Consider the following 22,451-nt stretch of genomic DNA (forward strand, 5'->3'; position numbering starts at 1 on the left):
CCCCGCGGGAACGGGGCGGCGGCAAGATCTACTTGTAGCGGTAGACGATCCGTCCGCGCGTCAGGTCGTACGGAGAGAGCTCCACCACGACCCGGTCGTCGGGAAGGATACGGATGTAGTGCATCCGCATCTTGCCGCTGATGTGCGCGAGGACCTTGTGACCGTTCTGGAGCTCCACCTTGAACATTGCGTTCGGCAGAGACTCGATCACGGTGCCCTCGATCTCGATGGCACCTTGCTTCTTGGCCACGCTTCGCCTTTCGAATCGGCTACCTTGATCGACTTCGGGATTCGTACCCCCGCGCGAACGCGGGCATGCGGATACACGAGAGCCGACGCGTCAGTCTACGTCAGGGCAACCGGAAAGACTAATCCAGGGTGGTGCCTGCCCACCCCGCGAGATCACTAACCGGCCGCCCCGCTGTCCTGACACCCCCCTCACGCCGCCTTCACGCCGTGAACGGCCCCACCGCTCCCATGGACACACCCCGGGGCGCCCCACGGGCTCCACGCGGCCGCGCCGGCCCCGACCGCCGACGCCACCCTCGCGGGCTCGGCGCCAGGGCGCCTCACAAGCTTCGCGCGGCTGCGCCGGCCTCCGGCCGGCGGAACACCGAGCCCGGGACCGGCTCAGCCCAGAGGATCAGGCGCAGCCGTAATCCCCAACTCCGCCAGCTTCGCCTTGCCGCCGTCGACCGCCGTCAGCACCAGCGGGCCGTCCTCCGTCACGGCCACCGAGTGCTCCCAGTGCGAGGACCAGGTCAGGTCGTCCGTGAGGACCGTCCAGTCGTCCTCCAGGACGTGGGTGCGGGGCGTGCCCAGGGAGACCATGGGCTCGATCGCGATGCAGAAGCCGGGGACCAGCTTCGGGCCGCGGCCCCGCTTGCGGGAGACGTAGTTCAGCAGGTGCGGGTCCATGTGCATCTCGGAGCCGATGCCGTGCCCGCCGTAGTCCTCGATGATCCCGTACTTGCCGGTGGCCGGACGCGGCTGGCGGCGGATGTACGTCTCGATGGCCCGGGAGATGTCCACCAGCCGGTTGCCGTTCTTCACGGCAGCGATGCCGGCCCACATGGACTGCTCGGTCACCCGGGAGAGCTCGATCAGCTCCGGTGCGTGACCGGTGCCCACGAACGCCGTGAAGGCGGCGTCACCGTGCCAGCCGTCCACGATCGCGCCCGCGTCGATGGAGATGATGTCGCCGTCCTTGAGGACGGTCTCGGCGGACGGGATGCCGTGCACGACGACCTCGTTCACCGAGGTGCAGATCGTCGCGGGGAAACCGCCGTACCCGAGGAAGTTCGACTTGGCGCCGTGCTCGGCGAGCACCTTGCGGGCGACCTCGTCCAGGTCCTTGGTCGTGGCCCCGGGCACGGCCGCCTCCCGGGTGGCCGCATGGATGGCGGCGACGACCAGCCCCGCCTCGCGCATCTTCGCGATCTGGTCCGGCGTCTTGATCTCTACCGCCATGGGGGCCTTCCTCTCGACGCCGCGGGCTCCGCGACGAATGTGCACGACAACTGTTCACACAAACACTACGGCCGCGACGCCCGGAGGGGCATCGCGGCCGTGTGCCACGGAGGGGGTGGGGTCAGGAGGCGTCCCGCGAGGGGAGGGCCTCCATGGCCCGCTGGGTCACCTCGTCGACCTTGCCGAGCGCCGAGATCGTCGCCACGAGGCCCTGGGCCTTGTAGTAGTCGATGATCGGCTCGGTCTCGCTGTGGTAGACCTCCAGCCGCTTGCGGACCGTGTCCTCGCGGTCGTCGTCGCGCTGGTACAGCTCGCCGCCGCAGACGTCGCAGACGCCCTCGGTCTGCGGCTGGTTGTAGATCGCGTGGAAGACGTGGCTGCTGTCCGCCCGGCAGATCCGGCGGCCGGCGATCCGCTTGACGACCTCGTCCTCCGGGACCTCCAGGTCCAGGACCGCGTCCAGCTTGAGGCCCTTGCCGGACAGGTACGCGTCCAGCGCCTCGGCCTGGCCGATGTTGCGCGGGAACCCGTCCAGCAGGAAGCCGCCCTCGGCGTCCTCCTGGCCCATCCGGTCCTCGGCCATCCCGATGGTGACGGAGTCCGGCACCAGCTGGCCGGCGCGCATGAACTCCTGGGCCTTCACACCGAGCGGCGTGCCCTGGCTGATGTTCGCCCGGAAGAGGTCGCCCGTGGAAATGTGCGGGATCGCAAGGTTCTTGGCGAGGTACGCGGCCTGCGTACCCTTGCCGGCGCCGGGCGGCCCGACGAGGACGATTCGCATCAGCGGAGGAACCCTTCGTAGTTGCGCTGCTGAAGCTGGCTCTCGATCTGCTTCACAGTCTCCAGACCGACACCCACGATGATCAGGATGCTGGTTCCCCCGAACGGGAAGTTCTGGTTTGCGTTGAGTGTGACCAGCGCCACGGTGGGCACCAGGGCGATCAGGCCCAGGTAGAGAGAGCCGGGCCACGTGATGCGGTTCAGCACGTAGCTCAGGTACTCCGCGGTGGGTCGTCCCGCCCGGATGCCCGGGATGAACCCACCATACTTCTTCATGTTGTCTGCAACTTCTTCGGGGTTGAAGGAGATGGCGACATAGAAGAAGGCGAAGAACACGATCAGCAGGAAGTAAGTGACCATGTAGATCGGGTGGTCGCCCTTGACCAGATTGGCCTGGATCCAGTTGGCCCAGCCCGCCTTGGAGTTGGTGAACTGCACCAGCAGGGCCGGGATGTAGAGCAGCGACGAGGCGAAAATCACCGGGATCACACCGGCCTGGTTCACCTTGAGCGGGATGTAGGTGGACGTCCCGCCGTACGAACGGCGGCCGATCATGCGCTTCGCGTACTGCACGGGAACGCGGCGCTGCGCCTGCTCGACGAAGACCACCAGCGCGACCATCGCGAGGCCGCAGAGGATCACGAGTCCGAACTCCAGCCAGCCGTCCATCAGCTTGCCCTGGAGCTTGATGGCCCACAGCGCGCTCGGGAAGCCGGCCGCGATCGAGGTGAACATCAGGATCGACATGCCGTTGCCGATACCGCGGTCGGTGACGAGCTCACCGAGCCACATGATCAGCGCGGTTCCCGCGGTCATCGTGGTGACCATGGTGATCGTGGTGAAGATGGAGTGGTTGGGAACGATTTGATTGCCGACCGGACAGGTGCCGAAGAGCGCGCCATTGCGCGCGACGGCGACCAGGCCGGTGCCCTGCAGCACGGCGAGCGCGACGGTCAGATAACGCGTGTACTGCGTAATCTTCGCCTGCCCCGTCTGTCCCTCCTTCTTGAGGGCTTCCAGTCGGGGGATCACAACCGTCAGCAGCTGCAGGATGATGCTTGCCGTGATGTACGGCATGACCCCCAGCGCGAAGATCGTGATCTGCAGCAGCGCGCCACCACTGAACATGTTCACGAGGCCGAACAGACCCTGACCACTCTTGGCCTGGTCGACGCACGTCTGGACCTTCTGGTAGTCGACACCGGGTACCGGGATGTGCGCCCCGAGCCGGTAGAGCACCATGATGCCTAGCGTGAACAGCAGCTTCTTGCGCAGGTCGGGCGTCTTGAACGCCCGGGCGAACGCGGTGAGCACGGTGCCTCCTGCGCCTCCCACGCGCCCGCGTGAGAGGTAACGGTCTTGAGGATCGACGAATACTTATCAGTCAAAGCCGCACGGCCTGGGAAGCCTGAACCCCCCATAGGTACAGCAACAGTCCACGCCACCTTACCGGCGACCGTGCCCGGCTTGGAACGACCAACCGGGGATGCCCCTGATGGGACATCCCCGGTTGTCAGATCAACGAACTCAGATGAGCTCGGTGACGGTGCCGCCGGCGGCGGCAATCTTCTCCTGGGCGGAGGAGGAGACGGCGTCCACCGTCACCTGCAGCGCCACGGAGATCTCGCCCTGGCCAAGGACCTTGACGAGCTCGTTCTTGCGAACAGCACCCTTGGCGACCAGGTCGGCCACCGTGACCTCGCCACCCTGCGGGTAGAGCGCGGCCAGCTTGTCCAGGTTCACGACCTGGAACTGCTTGTGGGCGGGGTTCTTGAAGCCCTTCAGCTTCGGGAGGCGCATGTGGAGGGGCATCTGCCCACCCTCGAAGCGCTCCGGAACCTGGTAACGGGCCTTGGTGCCCTTGGTACCACGACCGGCCGTCTTACCCTTCGACGCCTCACCACGACCCACACGGGTCTTGGCGGTCTTGGCGCCCGGGGCGGGACGGAGGTTGTGGACCTTCAGCGGGTTGGACTCCGCCATGTCAGTCGACCTCCTCGACCGTGACGAGGTGGCGGACGGTCTGCACCATGCCGCGGATCTCGGGACGGTCCTCCTTGACAACCACGTCGTTGATCTTCTTGAGACCAAGCGAGCGCAGGGTGTCGCGGTGGTTCTGCTTGCTGCCGATGTAGGACTTGGTCTGCGTGACCTTGAGGCGAGCCATTACGCACCCGCCCCTGCACGCGCACGCAGCAGGGCGGCGGGCGCGACGTCCTCGAGCGGCAGACCACGACGGGCGGCGATCTCCTCGGGACGCTGCAGTCCCTTGAGGGCCTCCACCGTGGCGTGCACGATGTTGATCGGGTTCGAAGAACCGAGCGACTTCGACAGGATGTCGTGGATGCCGGCGCACTCGAGCACCGCGCGCACCGGGCCACCGGCGATAACACCGGTACCGGGGGACGCGGGCTTGAGCAGGACGACACCGGCCGCCTTCTCGCCCGTGATCGGGTGCGGGACGGTGCCCTGGATACGGGGGACCTTGAAGAAGTTCTTCTTGGCCTCTTCCACGCCCTTGGCGATGGCAGCCGGAACTTCCTTGGCCTTGCCGTAACCGACACCGACCGTGCCGTCACCGTCGCCCACCACGACCAGCGCGGTGAAGCTGAAGCGGCGACCACCCTTGACAACCTTGGCGACGCGGTTGATCGCGACTACGCGCTCAACGTACGCGGTCTTCTCGGCGGCAGCGCCACCGTCGCGACCCTTCCGGTCCCGCCGCTCGCCGCCACCGGCACCGCTTCCGCGGCGCTGGGGTCCAGCCATTGGAATTACCTCTCTCTGTTACGTCCGCTAGCTCCGGAACCGGGGCTTAGAACTTCAGCCCGGCTTCGCGGGCGGCGTCCGCCAGAGCGGCAATGCGCCCGGCGTACTGGTTGCCACCGCGGTCGAACACGACGGCCTCGACACCGGCGGCCTTGGCACGCTCGGCGACCAGGGCGCCAACCTTCTTGGCCTGGGCGCTCTTGTCGCCCTCGCCACCGCGGATCGAAGCGTCCAGGTGGGACGCCGACGCCAGGGTGTGGCCCTGGAGGTCGTCGATGACCTGGGCGGTGATGCCACGGTTGGAACGCGTCACCACGAGACGGGGGCGCTCAGCCGTACCCGAAATGTTCTTCCGGATGCGGATGTGACGGCGCTGCTTGGCGGTGCGCTTGTACGCGTCGCCCTTAGCAATCTTGACACCGTATGCCATGGCTTACTTACCAGCCTTTCCGACCTTGCGGCGGATGACTTCGCCCTCGTACTTGACGCCCTTGGCCTTGTACGGGTCGGGCTTCCGCAGCTTGCGGATGTTCGCGGCGACCTCGCCGACCTTCTGCTTGTCGATGCCCTCGACAGTCAGCTTGGTCGGGGACTCCACCTTGAAGGTGATGCCCTCGGGCGCCTCGATCAGGATCGGGTGGCTGTAGCCCAGGGCGAACTCCAGGTTGGAGCCCTTCGCCTGGACTCGGTAACCGACACCGCTGATCTCGAGCTTCTTGCTGTAGCCCTGGGTCACGCCGGTGATCATGTTCGCCACCAGCGTGCGGGACAGACCGTGCAGGGCCTTGTTCTGACGCTCGTCGTTGGGGCGGGTGACGGACAGAACGCCGTCCTCGCCCTTAACGATCTCGATCGGGGCCGAGAGGGTCAGGCTGAGGGTGCCCTTGGGGCCCTTCACCTGGACCGCACGGCCGTCGATGGTGACGTCCACACCAGCGGGAACCTGGATGGGCAGCTTGCCAATACGCGACATTAGCTATTCCTCCGTTCCCGGGTTACCAGACGTAGGCGAGGACTTCCCCACCCACGCCCTTCTTGCTGGCCTGCTGGCCGGTCAGGAGACCGTGGGACGTGGAGATGATCGCCACGCCCAGGCCGCCGAGGACCTTCGGCAGGTTGGTGGACTTTGCGTAGACCCGGAGGCCCGGCTTCGAGATCCGCTTGATGCCCGCGATGGAGCGCTCACGGTTCGGACCGAACTTCAGGTCGATGACGAGGGACTTGCCGACCTCGGCGTCCTCGACCTTCCAGCCGGAGATGTAGCCCTCCTGCTGCAGGATCTCGGCGATGTGCGCCTTGATCTTGCTGTGGGGCATGGCCACGGTGTCGTGGTAAGCCGAGTTCGCGTTCCGCAGACGGGTCAGCATGTCTGCGATCGGATCGGTCATGGTCATGTTTGGCCTTCGGCCTCTCTCGCCGTGGTTTCCTATGTGCGCCATCCCTCTCCCCGAACAGGGTCGGGACGGGTGCGGCGCGGGGACCTACGGCGTAGTAAGACGAATTGGGCGGCGGGGGCCCAACCCTTCAACTCTACGCGAGTTACGGGAAGGGCTCCCGCCTCCAGATTGCTTACCGAGAGTCCTGGTCAACCCAACTGGGTTGTTACCAGGAGCTCTTGGTCACGCCCGGCAGCTCGCCACGGTGAGCCATCTCACGGAGGCACACGCGGCACAGGCCGAACTTGCGGTAAACGGAGTGCGGCCGGCCGCAGCGGTTGCAGCGGGTGTACGCGCGGACCGAGAACTTCGGCTTGCGCGCGGCCTTAGCGATGAGGGACTTCTTCGCCATCTCGCTCACGCCTCCTTGAACGGGAAGCCGAGGTGACGAAGGAGGGCGCGGCCCTCGTCGTCGTTGGTCGCCGTGGTGACCACGGTGATGTCCATACCCCGGACGCGGTCGATCTTGTCCTGGTCGATCTCGTGGAACATGACCTGCTCCGTGAGACCGAAGGTGTAGTTGCCCCGACCGTCGAACTGCTTCGGGGACAGACCGCGGAAGTCGCGGATGCGCGGGAGCGCCAGCGACAGGGTGCGGTCCAGGAACTCCCACATGCGGTCGCCACGGAGGGTGACGTGGGCACCGATCGGCTGGCCCTCGCGCAGCTTGAACTGCGCGATGGACTTACGGGCCTTGGTGACGGCCGGCTTCTGGCCGGTGATCGTGGTGAGGTCGCGGATGGCGCCCTCGATCAGCTTGGAGTCGCGGGCGGCGTCGCCCACACCCATGTTGACCACGATCTTGGTCAGACCGGGAACCTGCATGATGTTCTCGTAGGAGAACTCCTCACGCAGCTTGCCGACGATCTCTTCGCGGTAGCGCTGCTTGAGACGCGGCGCGTTGGTGGTGGCAGTCATCAGATGTCCTCACCGGTGCGCTTGGCAACGCGGATCTTGTTGCCGTTGTCGTCGAAGCGGTAACCGACGCGGGTGACGACCTTCTTGCCGTCCTTCTCCACGACGAGCTGAACGTTGCTCACGTGGATCGGGGCCTCGGTCGTCACGATGCCGCCGGTCTGCGAACCGCGAGCGGTCTGGCCGGCCTTGGTGTGCTTCTTGACCCGGTTGACACCCTCGACGAGGACGCGGTTCTCACGGGGCATGGCCACGATGACCTTGCCCTGCTTGCCCTTGTCCTTGCCGGTGATGACCTGAACCAGGTCGCCCTTCTTGATCTTCATGCTTACAGCACCTCCGGCGCGAGCGAGACGATCTTCATGAACTTCTTCTCGCGCAGCTCTCGGCCCACGGGGCCGAAGATACGGGTGCCGCGGGGGTCGCCATCGTTCTTGAGGATGACGGCCGCGTTCTCGTCGAAGCGGATGTACGAGCCGTCGGGACGGCGGCGCTCCTTGACGGTGCGAACGATGACGGCCTTGACGACGTCACCCTTCTTCACGTTGCCACCGGGGATCGCGTCCTTGACGGTGGCGACGATGACGTCACCGATGCCCGCGTAGCGGCGACCCGAGCCACCGAGAACACGGATGCAAAGGATCTCCTTGGCACCAGTGTTGTCGGCGACGCGAAGTCGCGACTCCTGCTGGATCACGTCTATCTCCTGATCGTCTGCCGGTTCCCGGCAGGGGCTCCGAGGAGCCCCTGCCGAGCCTGGCGGAACTTATCTGAGGGAGAACCCTCAGAAATTACTTGGCCTTCTCGAGGATCTCGACGACGCGCCAGCGCTTCGTGGCGGACAGCGGCCGGGTCTCCATCAGGAGGACGCGGTCGCCGACACCGGCGGCGTTCTGCTCGTCGTGCGCCTTGAGCTTGTTGGTACGGCGGATGACCTTGCCGTACAGCGCGTGCTTGACGCGGTCCTCGACGGCGACGACGACGGTCTTGTCCATCTTGTCGCTGACGACGAGACCCTCACGGGTCTTGCGGAAACCGCGCTCGTTCGTCTCAGTCACATTCTTCTCGCTCATCAGGCGCTCTCCACCGTCTCGATGCCCAGCTCGCGCTCGCGCATCAGGGTGTAGATCCGGGCGATGTCCTTACGGACGGACTTGAGCCGACCGTGGTTCTCAAGCTGCCCGGTCGCCGCCTGGAAGCGGAGGTTGAACAGCTCTTCCTTGGCCTCACGGAGCTTCGCGACGAGGTCCTCGTCGTTGAGCTCGCGCAGCTCGGTCGCCTTGATACCAGCGGCCATCACGACTCACCTGCCTCGCGCCGAACAATGCGGCACTTCATCGGAAGCTTGTGAGCAGCGCGGGTCAGCGCCTCACGAGCAACCTTTTCGTTCGGGAAGGACAGCTCGAACATCACCCGACCGGGCTTGACGTTCGCGATCCACCACTCCGGAGAACCCTTACCGGAACCCATGCGGGTCTCGGCCGGCTTCTTCGTCAGCGGACGGTCCGGGTAGATGTTGATCCAGACCTTGCCGCCACGCTTGATGTGACGGGTCATGGCGATACGAGCGGACTCGATCTGCCGGTTCGTCACGTAGGCCGGGGTCAGGGCCTGGATGCCGTACTCACCGAACGCGAGCTCGGTGCCACCCTTGGCCATGCCGTTCCGCTTGGGGTGGTGCTGCTTGCGGTGCTTGACCCTGCGAGGGATCAGCATGTCGGTCAGGCCTCCGTTCCGGTGCTCTCGGCCGGAGCAGCGGCAGCGGCCTCGGCCTTGGGGGCCTCGGCAGCGGCGTTCTGCTGCGGCTTGCGGCCGCGGCCGCCACGCTCGCCACCACGGCCACCACGGGCCGGGCGGTCGCCGGCGCCGCGCGACGGGCGGTTGCCCGCACGGGCGGCGGCGTTCTCGGCGCGGACCTCGGCGATGTTCTTGACGTCGCCCTTGTAGATCCAGACCTTCACGCCGATGCGGCCGAAGGTGGTCTTGGCCTCGAAGAAGCCGTAGTCCACGTTCGCACGGAGCGTGTGCAGGGGCACACGGCCCTCGCGGTAGAACTCCGAGCGGGACATCTCGGCGCCGCCGAGACGGCCACCACACTGGATCTTGATGCCCTTGGCGCCGGCCTTCATCGTCGACTGCATGCTCTTGCGCATGGCACGACGGAAGGAGACGCGGGAGGACAGCTGCTCGGCGACGGCCTGGGCCACCAGCTGAGCGTCGACCTCGGGGTTCTTGACCTCGAGGATGTTCAGCTGGACCTGCTTGCCGGTCAGCTTCTCCAGCTCGCCGCGGATGCGGTCCGCCTCGGCGCCGCGGCGGCCGATGACGATGCCCGGACGAGCGGTGTGGATGTCAACGCGGACGCGGTCGCGGGTGCGCTCGATCTCAACCTTCGAGATACCGGCGCGCTCCATGCCCTTCGTCATCATGCGACGAATGGCAACGTCTTCCTTGACGTAGTCCTTGTACAGCTTGTCGGCGTACCAGCGCGACTTGAAGTCGGTGGTGATGCCGAGCCGGAACCCGTGCGGGTTAACCTTCTGGCCCATTACCGGGTTCCTTCCTTGCTGCTGACGACCACGGTGATGTGGCTGGTCCGCTTGCGGATCCGGTAGGCACGGCCCTGGGCACGCGGACGGAACCGCTTCAGGGTCGGGCCCTCGTCGACGTACGCCTCGCTGATGAACAGCGTGGAGGCGTCCGTGTGGTCGTAGTTGTGCGCGGCGTTGGCAATGGCGCTGTCCAGCACCTTGCCCACCGGCACGCTCGCGGCCTGCGGGGCGAAACGCAGGACCGCCTGAGCCTCCGTGGCATCCATGCCACGGATGAGGTCCACCACGCGGCGGGCCTTCATGGGCGTGACGCGGATGTACCGCGCCTGGGCCCTGGCTTCCATGGTTGTCCCTTCGGTGTCAGTCATAGTCGTTCGCACCCCGCTTAGCGGCGCTTCGACTTGCGGTCGTCCTTGACGTGGCCGCGGAAGGTGCGGGTCGGCGAGAACTCGCCGAGCTTGTGGCCGACCATCGACTCGGTGACGAACACCGGGACGTGCGTCTTGCCGTTGTGCACCGCGAGCGTGTGGCCGAGCATGGCCGGCACGATCATGGAGCGACGGGACCAGGTCTTGATGACGTTCTTGGTACCGGCTTCGTTCTGAGCGTCCACCTTCTTGATGAGGTGTCCGTCGACGAAGGGTCCCTTCTTGAGACTACGCGGCATCTAAACCCGCTCCTAGCGCTTCTTGTTCGTCTTGCGGCGGCGGACGATGTACTTGTTGCTCGCCTTCTTGGGAGAACGAGTACGACCCTCCTTCTGACCCCACGGGGAGACCGGGTGGCGACCACCGGAGGTCTTGCCCTCACCACCACCGTGCGGGTGGTCAACCGGGTTCATCGCGACACCGCGGACGGTCGGGCGAACGCCCTTCCAGCGCATACGGCCGGCCTTGCCCCAGTTGATGTTCGACTGCTCGGCGTTGCCGACCTCGCCGACGGTGGCGCGGCAGCGGACGTCGACCAGGCGGATCTCACCGGACGGCATGCGCAGGTGGGCCATGACGCCCTCCTTCGCCAGCAGCTGCACGGAGGAACCGGCGGAGCGGGCGATCTTCGCACCGCCGCCGGGACGCAGCTCGATGGCGTGGATGGTCGTACCCACGGGGATGTTGCGCAGCGGCAGGTTGTTGCCCGGCTTGATGTCGGCCGTGGGGCCGTTCTCAATCCGGTCGCCCTGGCCGAGGCCGCGCGGAGCGATGATGTAGCGCTTCTCGCCGTCCACGTAGTGGAGCAGCGCGATGCGCGCGGTGCGGTTCGGGTCGTACTCGATGTGAGCGACCTTGGCCGGCACGCCGTCCTTGTCGTGACGACGGAAGTCGATCACGCGGTAGGCGCGCTTGTGGCCACCACCCTGGTGGCGAACGGTCACACGACCGGCGTTGTTACGGCCGCCCTTGCTGTGCAGGGGGCGGACCAGCGACTTCTCCGGCGTGGACCGCGTGATCTCGACAAAGTCGGCGACGCTGGAGCCACGACGGCCCGGGGTCGTCGGCTTGTACTTGCGGATACCCATTTCTCAGTCCTCGTCCGATTTCGGACGATCCAGACCGCCCTTAGGCGGTCGGACCGCCGAAGATGTCGATTCGGTCGCCCTCGGCGAGGGTCACGATGGCGCGCTTGGTGTTGGCACGCTTGCCGAAACCGGTCTTGGTGCGCTTGCGCTTACCCTGACGGTTGATCGTGTTGACCCCGGTGACCTTGACCGAGAAGACCGTCTCGACGGCCTGCTTGATCTGGGTCTTGTTGGCGCGCGGGTCGACGATGAACGTGTACTTGTTCTCGTCCAGCAGCGCGTAGCTCTTCTCGGAGACGACCGGCTTGACCAGCAGGTCGCGCGGGTCCGAGAACGTCTTGCTGGTGACGTCGCTCATCAGGCGGCGCTCCCTTCGGTCTCAACGGCCTTGGGGCCAGACACGAAGGACTCGAAAGCGGCCTGGGTGAAGACCACGTCGTCGGAGACGAGCACGTCGTACGTGTTCAGCTGGCCCGGCTCCAGGATGTGAACCTGGGGCAGGTTGCGGGCGGACAGCCACGCGGCCTCGTCGGAACGCTCGGCGACCAGGAGCACGTTCTTGCGCTCCGAGATCTTGCCCAGCAGGACCTTGGCGGCCTTGGTGGACACCGCGCCGTCGACCACGCCGGAGACGACGTGGATGCGGCTGTGACGCGCCCGGTCGGTGAGGGCACCGCGGAGGGCGGCGGCCTTCATCTTCTTCGGGGTCCGCTGGGAGTAGTCACGCGGCACGGGACCGTGCACGACGCCACCACCGGCGAACTGCGGCGCGCGGGTCGAACCCTGACGGGCGCGACCGGTGCCCTTCTGGCGGTACGGCTTCTTGCCACCGCCGCGGACCTCGCCACGGGTCTTGGTCTTGTGCGTGCCCTGACGGGCAGCGGCCAGCTGCGCGACGACGACCTGGTGGATCAGCGGAACGCTGACCTTCGCGTCGAAGATCTCCGTGGGGAGCTCGACGGTCCCGGCCTTGTCGCCTGCCGGCGAAAGGATGTCAATGGTGCTCATCGGTTACCTCAGGCCCCCTTGGCCGCGGTACGGACCAGGACGAGGCCGCCGTTCGGACCAGGAACCGCGCCCTTGATGAGGAGCAGGCCCTTCTCCGCGTCAACGGCGTGGACGGTCAGGTTCTGGGTGGTGACCCGCTCGTTGCCCATGCGGCCCGCCATGCGGAGGCCCTTGAACACACGGCCCGGGGTGGCGCAGCCACCGATCGAACCGGGGGAGCGGTGCTTGCGCTGGGTGCCGTGCCCGGCGCCGAGGCCACGGAAGTTGTGGCGCTTCATGACACCGGCGAAGCCCTTGCCCTTGCTCTTGCCCGTGACGTCGACCTTGACGCCGGACTCGAACACGTCCGCGGAAATCTCCTGGCCGAGGGTGTACTCGGCGGCGTCGGAGGTGCGGATCTCCACCAGGTGGCGGCGGGGGGTCACGTCGGCCTTGGCGAAGTGGCCCTTGAGGGGCTTGTTCACCTTGCGCGGGTCGATCTCGCCGAAGGCGATCTGGACCGACTCGTAGCCGTCGGCGTCGTTGGTGCGGACCTGCGTGACCACGCAGGGACCGGCCTTGACAACGGTGACCGGGACGACACGGTTGTTCTCGTCCCAGACCTGCGTCATGCCGAGCTTCTCGCCCAGGACGCCCTTGATCTGCTTAGCCATCTCGCGCGTCACCTCAGAGCTTGATCTCGATGTCGACGCCAGCCGGCAGGTCGAGACGCATAAGCGAGTCAACCGTCTTCGGCGTGGGGTCGAGGATGTCGATGAGGCGCTTGTGCGTGCGCATCTCGAAGTGCTCGCGCGAGTCCTTGTACTTGTGCGGCGACTTGATGACGCAGTACACGTTCTTCTCAGTGGGCAGCGGCACCGGGCCCGCGACCGACGCACCAGTGCGGGTCACCGTCTCGACGATCTTCTTCGCCGAGGAGTCGATGACCTCGTGGTCGTAGGCCTTGAGCCGGATGCGGATCTTCTGTCCCGCCATGGCTACTTCGTAGTCCTGTCTCTCGTAACGCTCCGGAACTCGGTCGGCTGTGCGGCCGCACAGTCCCTCCCCGCTCCACCTCCGACCCACGCGGTCGGGCGTGTCGCGCCCCTTCCAGCAGATCTCCCCGAAGGAAGATCCCTGCTCAAGGGGTTCGTGGGGGAAGAACACCCACCGAGTGCCTGGCTGGGGCCCCGCTGACACTTCCCGGAAGATTCCCGTACTTCCACCCCTCATAAGGGGTGACGAGTACTGCGGGACTCGCTTCCAGTCCTCCCGGCGGGAGGCGCGCAGCATCGGCACTCAACCGAGCAACCTGAACAGTGTGCCATACGGGCCCGAAGCGGCGCCAATCGAAGCCGAAGACGGTACCCCGACCGGCCCAGATGTCAAACCGCCGGGCCGACATTCCCGGCAGAACGGCCATCCTTCCCGGAGAACACCTGTCCGCCGCCCCGCCACGCCATGGTGGCCGAATCCCGGGCCGTCCCCGATCGGGGAACCAGGCTTTGTTACGACTTGGGCAACCCGCCGGGCCTCTTCCCCGTCCCTTCACACAGCTGGGGGGCGCTGGACAACGAAGCGGAGTCAGGTAGTTGAACATCTCACAGCGCAGAGCCGTTCCCTACGAGAACGCTCGTCCGGTCTCGCGCCGGGCCGTGCTCGCCGGGATCGCGGCCGTGACCGCCGTCACGGCCGCGGGATGCAGCGACAGCGGCTCCGGCCGGTCCGCCGCCCGCCCCTCCCCCGTCCGCGCCGTGGACCCGCGCTCCACCCAGCCGTTCGACGAGCCCAAGGGCCCGCTGCTGCTCCAGATCATGGCCCACCCCGACGACGACCTGTTCTTCATGAACCCCGACGCCCAGCACCTGGTGCGCGCGGGCGTACCGGTCGTCTCCGTCTATGTGACGGCCGGCGAGGCCATAGGACAGAACTGGGTCGAGGGGATGCCCCCGGAGGCCAAGAAGCACCACGACAAGGCCGCCTACTCCTCCTCCCGCCACCAGGGCCTCCGTCAGGCCTACGCGACGATGATCGGCAAGGACCACTTCACGAAGTGGGACAAGTCCGTCATGGACCTGCCGGGCGGCGTCAAGGCCGAGACCAACGAGCTCACGGCCGGCGGCCGCCGGGTGCGGCTGGTCTTCCTCAACATCGCGATGCTCTCCGAGCACAACATCCGCCTCCCCCAGCTGTGGAACGAGCTGGGCGTGCGGATGGAGTCGCTGGTGGCCAAGGACTCGCCCTGCACCACGGTGAGCACCTACAAGCACGGCACCCTGGTGGACGCACTGGCCGCGATCATGGACCGCTTCCGCCCGACGGTGGTCCACACCATGGACCCGGACCCGGACTTCCAGGTGCACGACGCCACGCACCCCAAGGACAACGACTACGGGGCGTGCTCCGACCACCGCGACCACACCCCCACCGCGCTCTTCACCTGGAAGGCGCTCTCCCAGTGGGTCGCCGACACGACCAAGCGGGGCGGCCACCCGCCGCGCTTCGTCACCACGTCCTTCCGCGGCTACTACAACCAGCGCTGGCCGCACGGTCTCCCCAAGGAGATCGTCGAGCAGAAGCACCGGCTGATCCGCGAGTACGGCGGCGAGCCGACCTGGCACTGCGGCAACGACGGCGGCTGCGGCGACTACGGCCAGGGCGGCGACCGTCCGCTGCGCAACCGCAAGGCCTGGATCCGCTCCACCCACTACCGCCACCCGGGCGCGACGCCCGTCGTGGACAGCGACAAGTCCGGGCGCCTGGAGGCCTACGGGGTGCTCGGTCTGCACGCCGTGCGCTGGCAGGAGACCTCCCCCGGCAGCGGCCGCTGGGGCGCCCCGCAGAACCTCGGCGGCGGCCCGCTGGCCCCCGCGCTCGCCACGGTGCTCGACTCCGCCGGCCGCCGCCTCGTCTTCGCGATGCGCTTCTCCGCCCTGGAGGGCGAGGGACGGGCCGACACCCGCGAGATCGTCGTCCTGGAGCAGCGCTCCCCCGGCGGCCCGTTCAAGGCCTGGACGGGCCTCGGCAACCCGGAGCACCACCCCGACCGCGGCCGCCGCGTCGGCATGCCGGCCGCCGTCACTGCCCCCGACGGCCGCGTCCACCTCTTCGTCCGCAACGCGGGCAAGGGCGTCTCCACGCGGGTCCGCGAGCCGAACGGCAAGTGGGGCAAGTGGCGCAACCTGGCCGGCCAGGAGATCCAGGAGGGCCTGACGGTCCTGCTGGACCGCGACCACCGGATCCACGTCTTCGGCGCCGGCCGCGACACGGTGCACCACTGGAGCCAGGACGACCCCGGGGCGCCGATGCGCTTCCTGCCCCTGGACGACCTCCCGCAGCCCGCGGGCGACCCTGTCGCCGCCTCCGTCGGCCCCGACGGCAAGGTCGTCGTGGTCTACCGCCGCCCGGCGTCCGCCGAGCCGGAGGCGTACCGCCTCACGGGCGGCGCCGACACGGAGCGCCTGGACCGCTCCGCCGCCCGCGACCTGCGCGGCTACGGCGCGCTGTCCGCGACCCCGCTCCCCCAGCGCGGCCACGACGACGCCCTGATGCTCCTCGGCCGCGCCCTGGACGGCCATGCGCAGCTCACCGACGCGTCCTCGGAGGACGCCCACCCGACGGTCGTACGCGACCGCCCGGTCCCGGTCGGCACCCCCGCCCTCCACGCGGACGGCTCCCAACGCCTGGCGGTGGTCGCGATGGGCGCGGACGCGACGCCGTGGATCTGGCGCCAGTGAGGATCTGAGCCCCTGGCCCGCCCTTTCACCGTTTCTCACCGCGCTCCGCGCGGGTTGTCCTCAAGCGCCGGACGGGGTCCGGGGTCTCCCCGGGAAACGGCGAAAGGGCGGGCCAGGGGCAACTCCCCGCGAAGCGCACCCACCCGGACCCACACCCCAACGCAGAGAGGGCCCGCACGTCCGAAGACGTGCGGGCCCTCTCTTGACCGCTAGGTCAGACCACAGGCAAGTCGCAAAACTTACTTGGTGATCGCGGTGACCTGGCCGGCGCCGACGGTGCGGCCGCCCTCACGGATGGTGAAGCGCAGGCCCTCCTCCATCGCGACGGGCTGGATCAGGGAGACGGACATCTCGGCGTTGTCGCCGGGCATGACCATCTCCGTGCCCTCCTTGAGGGTCACAACACCGGTCACGTCAGTCGTACGGAAGTAGAACTGCGGACGGTAGTTGTTGAAGAACGGGGTGTGACGGCCACCCTCGTCCTTCGACAGGATGTAGGCCGTGGCCTCGAACTCGGTGTGCGGGGTGACCGAACCCGGCTTGATGATGCACTGGCCGCGCTCGACGTCCTCGCGCTTGATGCCACGGAGGAGCAGACCGACGTTCTCACCGGCCTGGCCCTCGTCGAGCAGCTTGCGGAACATCTCGATGCCGGTGACCGTGGTGGTGGTCTTCTCGGTCTTGATGCCGATGATGTCGACGGTCTCGTTGACCTTCAGGACACCACGCTCGATACGACCGGTGACGACGGTGCCACGACCGGTGATCGTGAAGACGTCCTCGATCGGCATCAGGAACGGCTTGTCGACGTCACGCGCGGGCTGCGGGATGTTCTCGTCGACAGCGTTCATGAGGTTCATGACCGACTGGCCCCACTCGGCGTCGCCCTCAAGCGCCTTCAGCGCCGAGACCTTGACGACCGGAGCGTCGTCGCCCGGGAACTCGTACTCGTTGAGGAGCTCACGGACCTCGAGCTCGACGAGCTCCAGGATCTCCTCGTCGTCCACCATGTCGGCCTTGTTCAGGGCGACAACGATGTACGGAACGCCGGACTGGCGGGCCAGGAGCACGTGCTCCTTGGTCTGCGGCATCGGACCGTCGGTCGCGGCGACCACGAGGATCGCGCCGTCCATCTGGGCGGCACCGGTGATCATGTTCTTGATGTAGTCCGCGTGACCCGGGCAGTCAACGTGGGCGTAGTGACGCGACTCGGTCTGGTACTCGACGTGCGCGATGGAGATGGTGATACCGCGCTGCCGCTCCTCAGGCGCCTTGTCGATCTGGTCGAACGGCGTGAAGGGGTTCAGCTCCGGGTGAGCGTCGTGCAGCACCTTGGTGATGGCCGCGGTAAGGGTCGTCTTACCGTGGTCAACGTGACCGATGGTGCCGATGTTGACGTGCGGCTTAGTCCGCTCGAACTTCGCCTTCGCCACGGGTTCCTCCTGGGAGTGGTTCTGTACGCCTGCTTCACGGCGCCAGGGATCTTTGCTGGGAAGCCGCCCGCCGGGGCGCCCGCTGCTGAAATCTTGCGATTTGCCGCGGTATGCCCCGACGTTCGGTGTCAAGCCTAAAGCGTCAGCCTCGTCTGTGGAGACGGGAGCTGGTTACTCGCCCTTGGCCTTCGCGATGATCTCCTCGGCGACGTTCCGCGGAACCTCGGCGTAGGAGTCGAACTGCATCGAGTAGCTTGCGCGACCCGAGGTCTTGCTGCGGAGGTCTCCGACGTAGCCGAACATCTCCGACAGCGGAACCAGGCCCTTGACGAGCTTGGCGCCGTGACGGTCCTCCATGGCCTGGATCTGGCCACGGCGGGAGTTGATGTCACCGATCACATCGCCCATGTAGTCCTCGGGGGTGGTGACCTCGACGGACATCATCGGCTCGAGCAGAGCCGGCGACGCCTTGCGAGCACCCTCCTTGAACGCCATGGAACCGGCGATCTTGAAGGCGAGTTCGGAGGAGTCGACGTCGTGGTAGGCACCGTCGAGCAGCGTCACCTTGACGCCGGTCAGCGGGTAGCCGGCCAGAACACCGAACTCCATGGCCTCCTGGCAACCCGCGTCCACGGACGGGATGTACTCCCGCGGGATGCGGCCACCGGTGACCTTGTTCTCGAACTCGTAGCCATCGCCCTCGAGGGGCTCGATGGCCATCTGCACCTTGGCGAACTGGCCGGAACCACCAGTCTGCTTCTTGTGCGTGTAGTCGATGCGCTCGACGGCCTTGCGGATCGTCTCGCGGTACGCGACCTGCGGCTTGCCGACGTTGGCCTCGACGCGGAACTCACGGCGCATACGGTCGACCAGCACGTCGAGGTGCAGCTCGCCCATACCCGCGATGATGGTCTGGCCCGTCTCCTCGTCCGTGTGGACCTGGAAGGACGGGTCCTCCTCGGCGAGGCGCTGGATGGCGACACCCAGCTTCTCCTGGTCGCCCTTGGACTTGGGCTCGATGGCGACCTGGATCACCGGAGCCGGGAAGTCCATGGACTCCAGGATCACCGGGTTCGACGCGTCGCAGAGGGTCTCACCGGTGGTGGTCTGCTTCAGACCCATGACGGCGACGATGTCGCCGGCACCCACCGAGTCGATCTCCTCACGCTTGTTCGCGTGCATCCGGTAGATCTTGCCGATGCGCTCCTTCTTGCCCTTCACGGAGTTCTGGACCTGGGATCCAGCCTCCATGCGGCCCGAGTAGACCCGGACGAAGGTGAGCTTGCCGAGGTGCGGGTCGCTCATGATCTTGAAGGCAAGGCCGGCGAACGGCTCGTCGTCGGACGGCTTGCGCTTGACGACCTCGTCGGGGTTGTTGACGGCGTGGCCCTCAACAGCCTCGATGTCCAGCGGCGACGGCAGGTAGCGGACGACGGCGTCGAGCAGGGGCTGAACGCCCTTGTTCTTGAACGCGGTACCGCAGAACACCGGGGTGACGGTGACGGAGTCGGCGCCACCCTTCGACGCGAGCGTGATGCGGCGGATGGCCGCCATCAGCTGCTCCTCGGTGGGCTCCTGGCCCTCCAGGAACAGCTCCATCATCTCTTCGTCGTTCTCGGCGACGCCCTCGAGGAGCTTGCCGCGCCATTCCTCGGCAGCCTCGATGTGGGTGTCCGGGATGTCGACGACGTCGTACATCTCGCCCTTGGCGGCCTCGGCGGACCAGACCAGAGCCTTCATCTGGACGAGGTCGACCACGCCCTTGAAGTCGGCCTCGGCACCGATCGGCAGCTGCATGACCAGCGGAACCGCGCCCAGGCGGTCGACGATCATGTCGACACAGCGGTGGAACTCGGCACCGGTGCGGTCCAGCTTGTTGACGAAGCAGATACGCGGCACGCCGTAGCGGTCCGCCTGACGCCAAACGGTCTCGGACTGCGGCTCAACACCGGCAACGCCGTCGAACACCGTCACGGCACCGTCGAGCACGCGCAGCGAGCGCTCCACCTCGACGGTGAAGTCGACGTGGCCCGGGGTGTCGATGATGTTGATGGTGTGGTCGACGTTGTTCAGCGGCCAGTGGCAGGTCGTCGCGGCAGACGTGATCGTGATGCCACGCTCCTGCTCCTGCTCCATCCAGTCCATGGTGGCAGCGCCATCGTGGACCTCACCGATCTTGTACGAAACACCGGTGTAGAACAGGATCCGCTCGGTGGTGGTCGTCTTGCCCGCGTCGATGTGGGCCATGATCCCGATGTTGCGGACCTTGGCCAGGTCAAGCGAAGTGGTGGCCATATGGCTCAGTCTTCTCTCGGTTCTCGATGGGGGTAGCGACTACCAGCGGTAGTGCGCGAAGGCCTTGTTGGACTCGGCCATCTTGTGCGTGTCCTCGCGCTTCTTGACCGCAGCGCCCAGACCGTTGGAGGCGTCCAGGAGCTCGTTCATGAGGCGCTCGGTCATGGTCTTCTCGCGACGGGCGCGGGAGTAACCGACGACCCAGCGGAGCGCCAGGGTGGAGGCGCGGCCCGGACGGACCTCGACCGGCACCTGGTAGGTCGCGCCACCGACACGGCGGGACTTGACCTCGAGGGCGGGCTTGACGTTCTCGAGCGCGCGCTTGAGCGTGATGACCGGGTCGTTGCCGGTCTTCTCGCGCAGACCCTCCATGGCGCCGTACACGATGCGCTCGGCGGTGGAGCGCTTGCCGTGCAGGAGGATCTTGTTGATCAGCGACGTCACCAGAGGGGAGCCGTAAACCGGGTCGATGATGACCGGGCGCTTCGGGGCGGGGCCCTTACGAGGCATTCTTACTTCTCCTTCTTGGCGCCGTAGCGGCTGCGAGCCTGCTTACGGTTCTTGACGCCCTGCGTGTCGAGGGAGCCACGGATGATCTTGTAGCGAACACCCGGCAGGTCCTTCACACGGCCACCGCGGACGAGCACGATCGAGTGCTCCTGCAGGTTGTGGCCCTCACCCGGAATGTAAGCGGTGACCTCGATGCCGCTGGTCAGACGCACACGCGCGACCTTACGCAGGGCCGAGTTCGGCTTCTTCGGGGTGGTCGTGAAAACACGCGTGCAGACGCCGCGGCGCTGGGGCGAACCCTCGAGTGCGGGCGTCTTGTTCTTCTCGACCTTGTCCTGCCGGCCCTTTCGGACCAGCTGCTGGATCGTAGGCACCGTTTCTCCGGTTTCTGTGTGCCGATCACGATAAAACTAACCTGGAACGCGGCTCCGACCCACGCGGTCGGGCGTGTCGAATACTGCAGACCTCCGCACGGAGCGGATTGGTGCAGATTTCGGTGTCTTTGAACCGTTCGGGCCCCTTGGGGACCGTTCGGGCCCGGCCTCTCGCGCGGTCTGAAGGCACGCACAAGAGCCCAGGGACACCCCAGGCACAAGGTCAGAGCGTACCTACAGCATGGGCCACGGTCAAAACAAATGCACACGCGGAGGACGTACCGATGTGCAGCATATGTCCGGATTGAGTAGTCCTCAACGCCGGGCGGCCGCCCCTCGCCGCCCCGTCTCCGCCGCCGCCCGACCGGCCTGCGCGCCGCCGCTCACGGCCAGGATCATCTCCGTCATCTCGACGAACTGCCGACGGTGACTGCCGGGAATCCCGAGCAGGACGGCCGCCTCCTCGGGGGTAACCCCCTCGCTCCGGCCGGCCGTCACGCCCCCGGGACCGCCTCCCGGCAGCGGCAGCTCCGCCTCCGTTGCCCTGCCGGACCTGATCAGCACCTCGCGCAGCCCCACTCCGAGCACTCGCGCCAACCCTCGCATGGTGTCCAGGTCGGGCATGCTCTGCCGCTGCAACAGCCGGGTCACCGCGGCGCGGTGCACACCGGCGTCCTCCGCCAGCCGCGACTTGCCGCCGCCACGCGGGCTGTCGATGTCGTACCCGCGCTCCCGCATCAGGTCCTCGACCCAGCTCGCGAACCGCTCCAGTTCCGAGGTCTTGCTCCCCATGGCACGCTCCCTCCGCACAGCAGACCCTACCGGTCGTTCGCGCACGCAATACCAACAATGAACAAGTCTTCGGAGAGCAAGGGTGAAGGCTTGGTGGACATCGGAAGCAAAGTTTGTGTTGCGCGCTCGCACGCACGATCTATACGCTGAGTGCCACCTCAGCAACCTTGAGCTGATGTGGCCCCATGCGCATCACCTGTATCCGAGGAGGACCCGATCCCCTCATGCCTGTCCGCGCTCGTCCGTACACCGCAGGAGCAGTCATGACCCACAGTCCCAGCAACCGGCCCGACCGCGCCGCCATATGGCTGGGCATCCTCCTCCGCCAGTTCCCCGAACTGAGCCAGGAGCTCGCCCCAAGCCGTACCGCCGCGCCGTCGCCCACCGGCCGTTCCTCACGATCCGCTCCCGGAACAGCAATCCGGCTGTTCATCTCCGACACCATCCGCGACATCACGGACGGAGTGGTCGAACTGGAGGAGGCGGTCTGCGAGAAGCTCCGTCTGCCCCGCCCCCACCGGGGCACGGTCGAACAGCGACTGGCCCGGCTCGTCGATCTGCTGGACCGCACGGCAGCGCACCCCCTTCTGGCGGAGCACATCCGCAACGAGGCCCGCCGCATGGCGCGGCGCTGCTCGCTCGCCCTGGGCGAGGTCGAGACGCCCGTACGTGTGGAAGGCCGCTGCCAGCACTGCGGCTCCGTCTCCCTGCGGGTCTTCCCTCACCGGGAGACCGTCGTCTGCGTCAATCCCGGCTGCCGCTGTTCCACCCAGGACTGCGCCTGCCACACAGACGGCAAGCACCGCCACTCCTGGGTGCGCGCCGAATGGCAACAGCTCGCGGAAGCGACCGGTCTGGAAGGAATGGAGGGGATGCGTTGAAGCT

At 66.9% G+C, this 22,451-nt stretch carries 32 protein-coding genes; 2 read left to right on the forward strand and 30 right to left on the reverse strand.

Going from position 1 to position 22,451, the window contains the following annotated elements; translation table 11 throughout:
• Window positions 1-28: 28 nt before the first annotated feature.
• The 25 genes from infA to rpsJ all read right to left on the reverse strand — a co-directional run bounded on the left by infA (window position 29) and on the right by rpsJ (window position 13,421).
• Window positions 29-250, reverse strand: a complete 222-nt coding sequence (infA, locus tag AB8735_RS17385; RefSeq protein WP_003956442.1) for a translation initiation factor IF-1 — start codon at window positions 248-250, stop codon at window positions 29-31.
• A 380-nt stretch (window positions 251-630) separates the two neighbouring features.
• Entirely contained in the window at window positions 631-1,470 is an 840-nt protein-coding gene (map, locus tag AB8735_RS17390; RefSeq protein WP_344031001.1) for a type I methionyl aminopeptidase, read from the reverse strand.
• Between the two features lie 121 nt (window positions 1,471-1,591).
• On the reverse strand, window positions 1,592-2,251 hold the full coding sequence (locus AB8735_RS17395) for an adenylate kinase (protein ID WP_344031003.1): 660 nt from the start codon (window positions 2,249-2,251) through the stop codon (window positions 1,592-1,594).
• Complete coding sequence (secY, locus tag AB8735_RS17400; protein ID WP_372408326.1) at window positions 2,251-3,564, reverse strand: preprotein translocase subunit SecY; 1,314 nt, start codon at window positions 3,562-3,564, stop codon at window positions 2,251-2,253. Before secY ends, AB8735_RS17395 begins: the two co-directional genes overlap by 1 nt.
• Window positions 3,565-3,777: 213 nt before the next feature.
• The gene (rplO, locus tag AB8735_RS17405) at window positions 3,778-4,233 is read right to left on the reverse strand and encodes a 50S ribosomal protein L15 (protein ID WP_344031007.1); all 456 of its coding nucleotides are present in this window, start codon (window positions 4,231-4,233) and stop codon (window positions 3,778-3,780) included.
• 1 nt (window position 4,234) lies between these two features.
• A complete protein-coding gene (rpmD, locus tag AB8735_RS17410) occupies window positions 4,235-4,417 on the reverse strand; it encodes a 50S ribosomal protein L30 (RefSeq protein WP_171169730.1) in 183 nt (60 codons plus the stop codon).
• A complete protein-coding gene (gene rpsE / locus AB8735_RS17415) occupies window positions 4,417-5,019 on the reverse strand; it encodes a 30S ribosomal protein S5 (RefSeq protein WP_190066381.1) in 603 nt (200 codons plus the stop codon). Before rpsE ends, rpmD begins: the two co-directional genes overlap by 1 nt.
• Before the next feature lie 46 nt (window positions 5,020-5,065).
• Complete coding sequence (gene rplR / locus AB8735_RS17420; RefSeq protein WP_199892313.1) at window positions 5,066-5,449, reverse strand: 50S ribosomal protein L18; 384 nt, start codon at window positions 5,447-5,449, stop codon at window positions 5,066-5,068.
• 3 nt (window positions 5,450-5,452) lie between these two features.
• The gene (gene rplF, locus AB8735_RS17425) at window positions 5,453-5,992 is read right to left on the reverse strand and encodes a 50S ribosomal protein L6 (RefSeq protein WP_344031014.1); all 540 of its coding nucleotides are present in this window, start codon (window positions 5,990-5,992) and stop codon (window positions 5,453-5,455) included.
• Between the two features lie 22 nt (window positions 5,993-6,014).
• The gene (gene rpsH, locus AB8735_RS17430) at window positions 6,015-6,413 is read right to left on the reverse strand and encodes a 30S ribosomal protein S8 (RefSeq protein ID WP_189454761.1); all 399 of its coding nucleotides are present in this window, start codon (window positions 6,411-6,413) and stop codon (window positions 6,015-6,017) included.
• 208 nt (window positions 6,414-6,621) lie between these two features.
• Entirely contained in the window at window positions 6,622-6,807 is a 186-nt protein-coding gene (locus AB8735_RS17435; protein ID WP_004946670.1) for a type Z 30S ribosomal protein S14, read from the reverse strand.
• A 5-nt stretch (window positions 6,808-6,812) separates the two neighbouring features.
• Window positions 6,813-7,373 carry a 50S ribosomal protein L5 gene (gene rplE / locus AB8735_RS17440; protein WP_344031017.1) on the reverse strand — a complete coding sequence of 187 codons (561 nt, stop codon included), beginning with the start codon at window positions 7,371-7,373 and terminating at the stop codon, window positions 6,813-6,815.
• The gene (gene rplX / locus AB8735_RS17445) at window positions 7,373-7,696 is read right to left on the reverse strand and encodes a 50S ribosomal protein L24 (RefSeq protein ID WP_344031019.1); all 324 of its coding nucleotides are present in this window, start codon (window positions 7,694-7,696) and stop codon (window positions 7,373-7,375) included. Before rplX ends, rplE begins: the two co-directional genes overlap by 1 nt.
• A gap of 2 nt (window positions 7,697-7,698) precedes the next feature.
• Entirely contained in the window at window positions 7,699-8,067 is a 369-nt protein-coding gene (gene rplN / locus AB8735_RS17450) for a 50S ribosomal protein L14 (RefSeq protein WP_087927567.1), read from the reverse strand.
• A 94-nt stretch (window positions 8,068-8,161) separates the two neighbouring features.
• Window positions 8,162-8,443: a 30S ribosomal protein S17 gene (gene rpsQ, locus AB8735_RS17455; protein ID WP_019888756.1), complete on the reverse strand. Its 282-nt coding sequence runs from the start codon at window positions 8,441-8,443 to the stop codon at window positions 8,162-8,164.
• The gene (gene rpmC / locus AB8735_RS17460) at window positions 8,443-8,667 is read right to left on the reverse strand and encodes a 50S ribosomal protein L29 (RefSeq protein ID WP_030368408.1); all 225 of its coding nucleotides are present in this window, start codon (window positions 8,665-8,667) and stop codon (window positions 8,443-8,445) included. Before rpmC ends, rpsQ begins: the two co-directional genes overlap by 1 nt.
• Complete coding sequence (gene rplP / locus AB8735_RS17465) at window positions 8,667-9,086, reverse strand: 50S ribosomal protein L16 (protein ID WP_106677952.1); 420 nt, start codon at window positions 9,084-9,086, stop codon at window positions 8,667-8,669. The genes rpmC and rplP overlap by 1 nt, the downstream gene beginning before the upstream one ends.
• 5 nt (window positions 9,087-9,091) lie before the next feature.
• Window positions 9,092-9,919: a 30S ribosomal protein S3 gene (gene rpsC, locus AB8735_RS17470; RefSeq protein ID WP_199892309.1), complete on the reverse strand. Its 828-nt coding sequence runs from the start codon at window positions 9,917-9,919 to the stop codon at window positions 9,092-9,094.
• Window positions 9,919-10,266 (reverse strand): 50S ribosomal protein L22, encoded by a 348-nt coding sequence (gene rplV, locus AB8735_RS17475; protein WP_043264895.1) that lies wholly within the window; start codon window positions 10,264-10,266, stop codon window positions 9,919-9,921. The genes rpsC and rplV overlap by 1 nt, the downstream gene beginning before the upstream one ends.
• 41 nt (window positions 10,267-10,307) lie before the next feature.
• Window positions 10,308-10,589 (reverse strand): 30S ribosomal protein S19, encoded by a 282-nt coding sequence (gene rpsS, locus AB8735_RS17480; protein WP_004950443.1) that lies wholly within the window; start codon window positions 10,587-10,589, stop codon window positions 10,308-10,310.
• Window positions 10,590-10,601: 12 nt separating this feature from the next.
• A complete protein-coding gene (rplB, locus tag AB8735_RS17485; protein ID WP_344031031.1) occupies window positions 10,602-11,438 on the reverse strand; it encodes a 50S ribosomal protein L2 in 837 nt (278 codons plus the stop codon).
• Window positions 11,439-11,478: 40 nt separating this feature from the next.
• The gene (rplW, locus tag AB8735_RS17490; protein WP_344031033.1) at window positions 11,479-11,796 is read right to left on the reverse strand and encodes a 50S ribosomal protein L23; all 318 of its coding nucleotides are present in this window, start codon (window positions 11,794-11,796) and stop codon (window positions 11,479-11,481) included.
• Window positions 11,796-12,446, reverse strand: a complete 651-nt coding sequence (gene rplD / locus AB8735_RS17495; RefSeq protein ID WP_344031034.1) for a 50S ribosomal protein L4 — start codon at window positions 12,444-12,446, stop codon at window positions 11,796-11,798. The genes rplW and rplD overlap by 1 nt, the downstream gene beginning before the upstream one ends.
• An 8-nt stretch (window positions 12,447-12,454) precedes the next feature.
• Window positions 12,455-13,099, reverse strand: coding sequence for a 50S ribosomal protein L3 (gene rplC / locus AB8735_RS17500; RefSeq protein ID WP_344031036.1), 645 nt, complete (start codon window positions 13,097-13,099; stop codon window positions 12,455-12,457).
• Window positions 13,100-13,112: 13 nt separating this feature from the next.
• Window positions 13,113-13,421 carry a 30S ribosomal protein S10 gene (gene rpsJ / locus AB8735_RS17505; protein ID WP_003948644.1) on the reverse strand — a complete coding sequence of 103 codons (309 nt, stop codon included), beginning with the start codon at window positions 13,419-13,421 and terminating at the stop codon, window positions 13,113-13,115.
• Between the two features lie 596 nt (window positions 13,422-14,017).
• On the opposite strand from rpsJ, the gene AB8735_RS17510 reads away from it, so the two are divergent.
• The gene (locus AB8735_RS17510; protein WP_372408334.1) at window positions 14,018-16,162 is read left to right on the forward strand and encodes a PIG-L family deacetylase; all 2,145 of its coding nucleotides are present in this window, start codon (window positions 14,018-14,020) and stop codon (window positions 16,160-16,162) included.
• A gap of 239 nt (window positions 16,163-16,401) precedes the next feature.
• Here the strand turns inward: AB8735_RS17510 and tuf are convergent, their stop codons facing one another.
• The 5 genes from tuf to AB8735_RS17535 form a co-directional block, all read right to left on the reverse strand.
• A complete protein-coding gene (gene tuf, locus AB8735_RS17515) occupies window positions 16,402-17,595 on the reverse strand; it encodes an elongation factor Tu (RefSeq protein ID WP_372408336.1) in 1,194 nt (397 codons plus the stop codon).
• 171 nt (window positions 17,596-17,766) lie between these two features.
• Complete coding sequence (gene fusA / locus AB8735_RS17520) at window positions 17,767-19,890, reverse strand: elongation factor G (RefSeq protein WP_344031042.1); 2,124 nt, start codon at window positions 19,888-19,890, stop codon at window positions 17,767-17,769.
• A gap of 39 nt (window positions 19,891-19,929) precedes the next feature.
• Complete coding sequence (rpsG, locus tag AB8735_RS17525; RefSeq protein ID WP_030368420.1) at window positions 19,930-20,400, reverse strand: 30S ribosomal protein S7; 471 nt, start codon at window positions 20,398-20,400, stop codon at window positions 19,930-19,932.
• Between the two features lie 2 nt (window positions 20,401-20,402).
• Window positions 20,403-20,774, reverse strand: a complete 372-nt coding sequence (gene rpsL / locus AB8735_RS17530; RefSeq protein WP_003948652.1) for a 30S ribosomal protein S12 — start codon at window positions 20,772-20,774, stop codon at window positions 20,403-20,405.
• A gap of 315 nt (window positions 20,775-21,089) precedes the next feature.
• Window positions 21,090-21,566 (reverse strand): helix-turn-helix domain-containing protein, encoded by a 477-nt coding sequence (locus tag AB8735_RS17535; RefSeq protein ID WP_372408340.1) that lies wholly within the window; start codon window positions 21,564-21,566, stop codon window positions 21,090-21,092.
• Between the two features lie 263 nt (window positions 21,567-21,829).
• On the opposite strand from AB8735_RS17535, the gene AB8735_RS17540 reads away from it, so the two are divergent.
• On the forward strand, window positions 21,830-22,447 hold the full coding sequence (locus AB8735_RS17540; protein ID WP_372408342.1) for a hypothetical protein: 618 nt from the start codon (window positions 21,830-21,832) through the stop codon (window positions 22,445-22,447).
• The last annotated feature ends 4 nt before the right edge of the window (window positions 22,448-22,451 follow it).

It is taken from the genome of Streptomyces luteireticuli (assembly GCF_041519305.1).
In the GTDB taxonomy this organism is placed as follows: Bacteria; Actinomycetota; Actinomycetes; order Streptomycetales; family Streptomycetaceae; genus Streptomyces; species Streptomyces luteireticuli.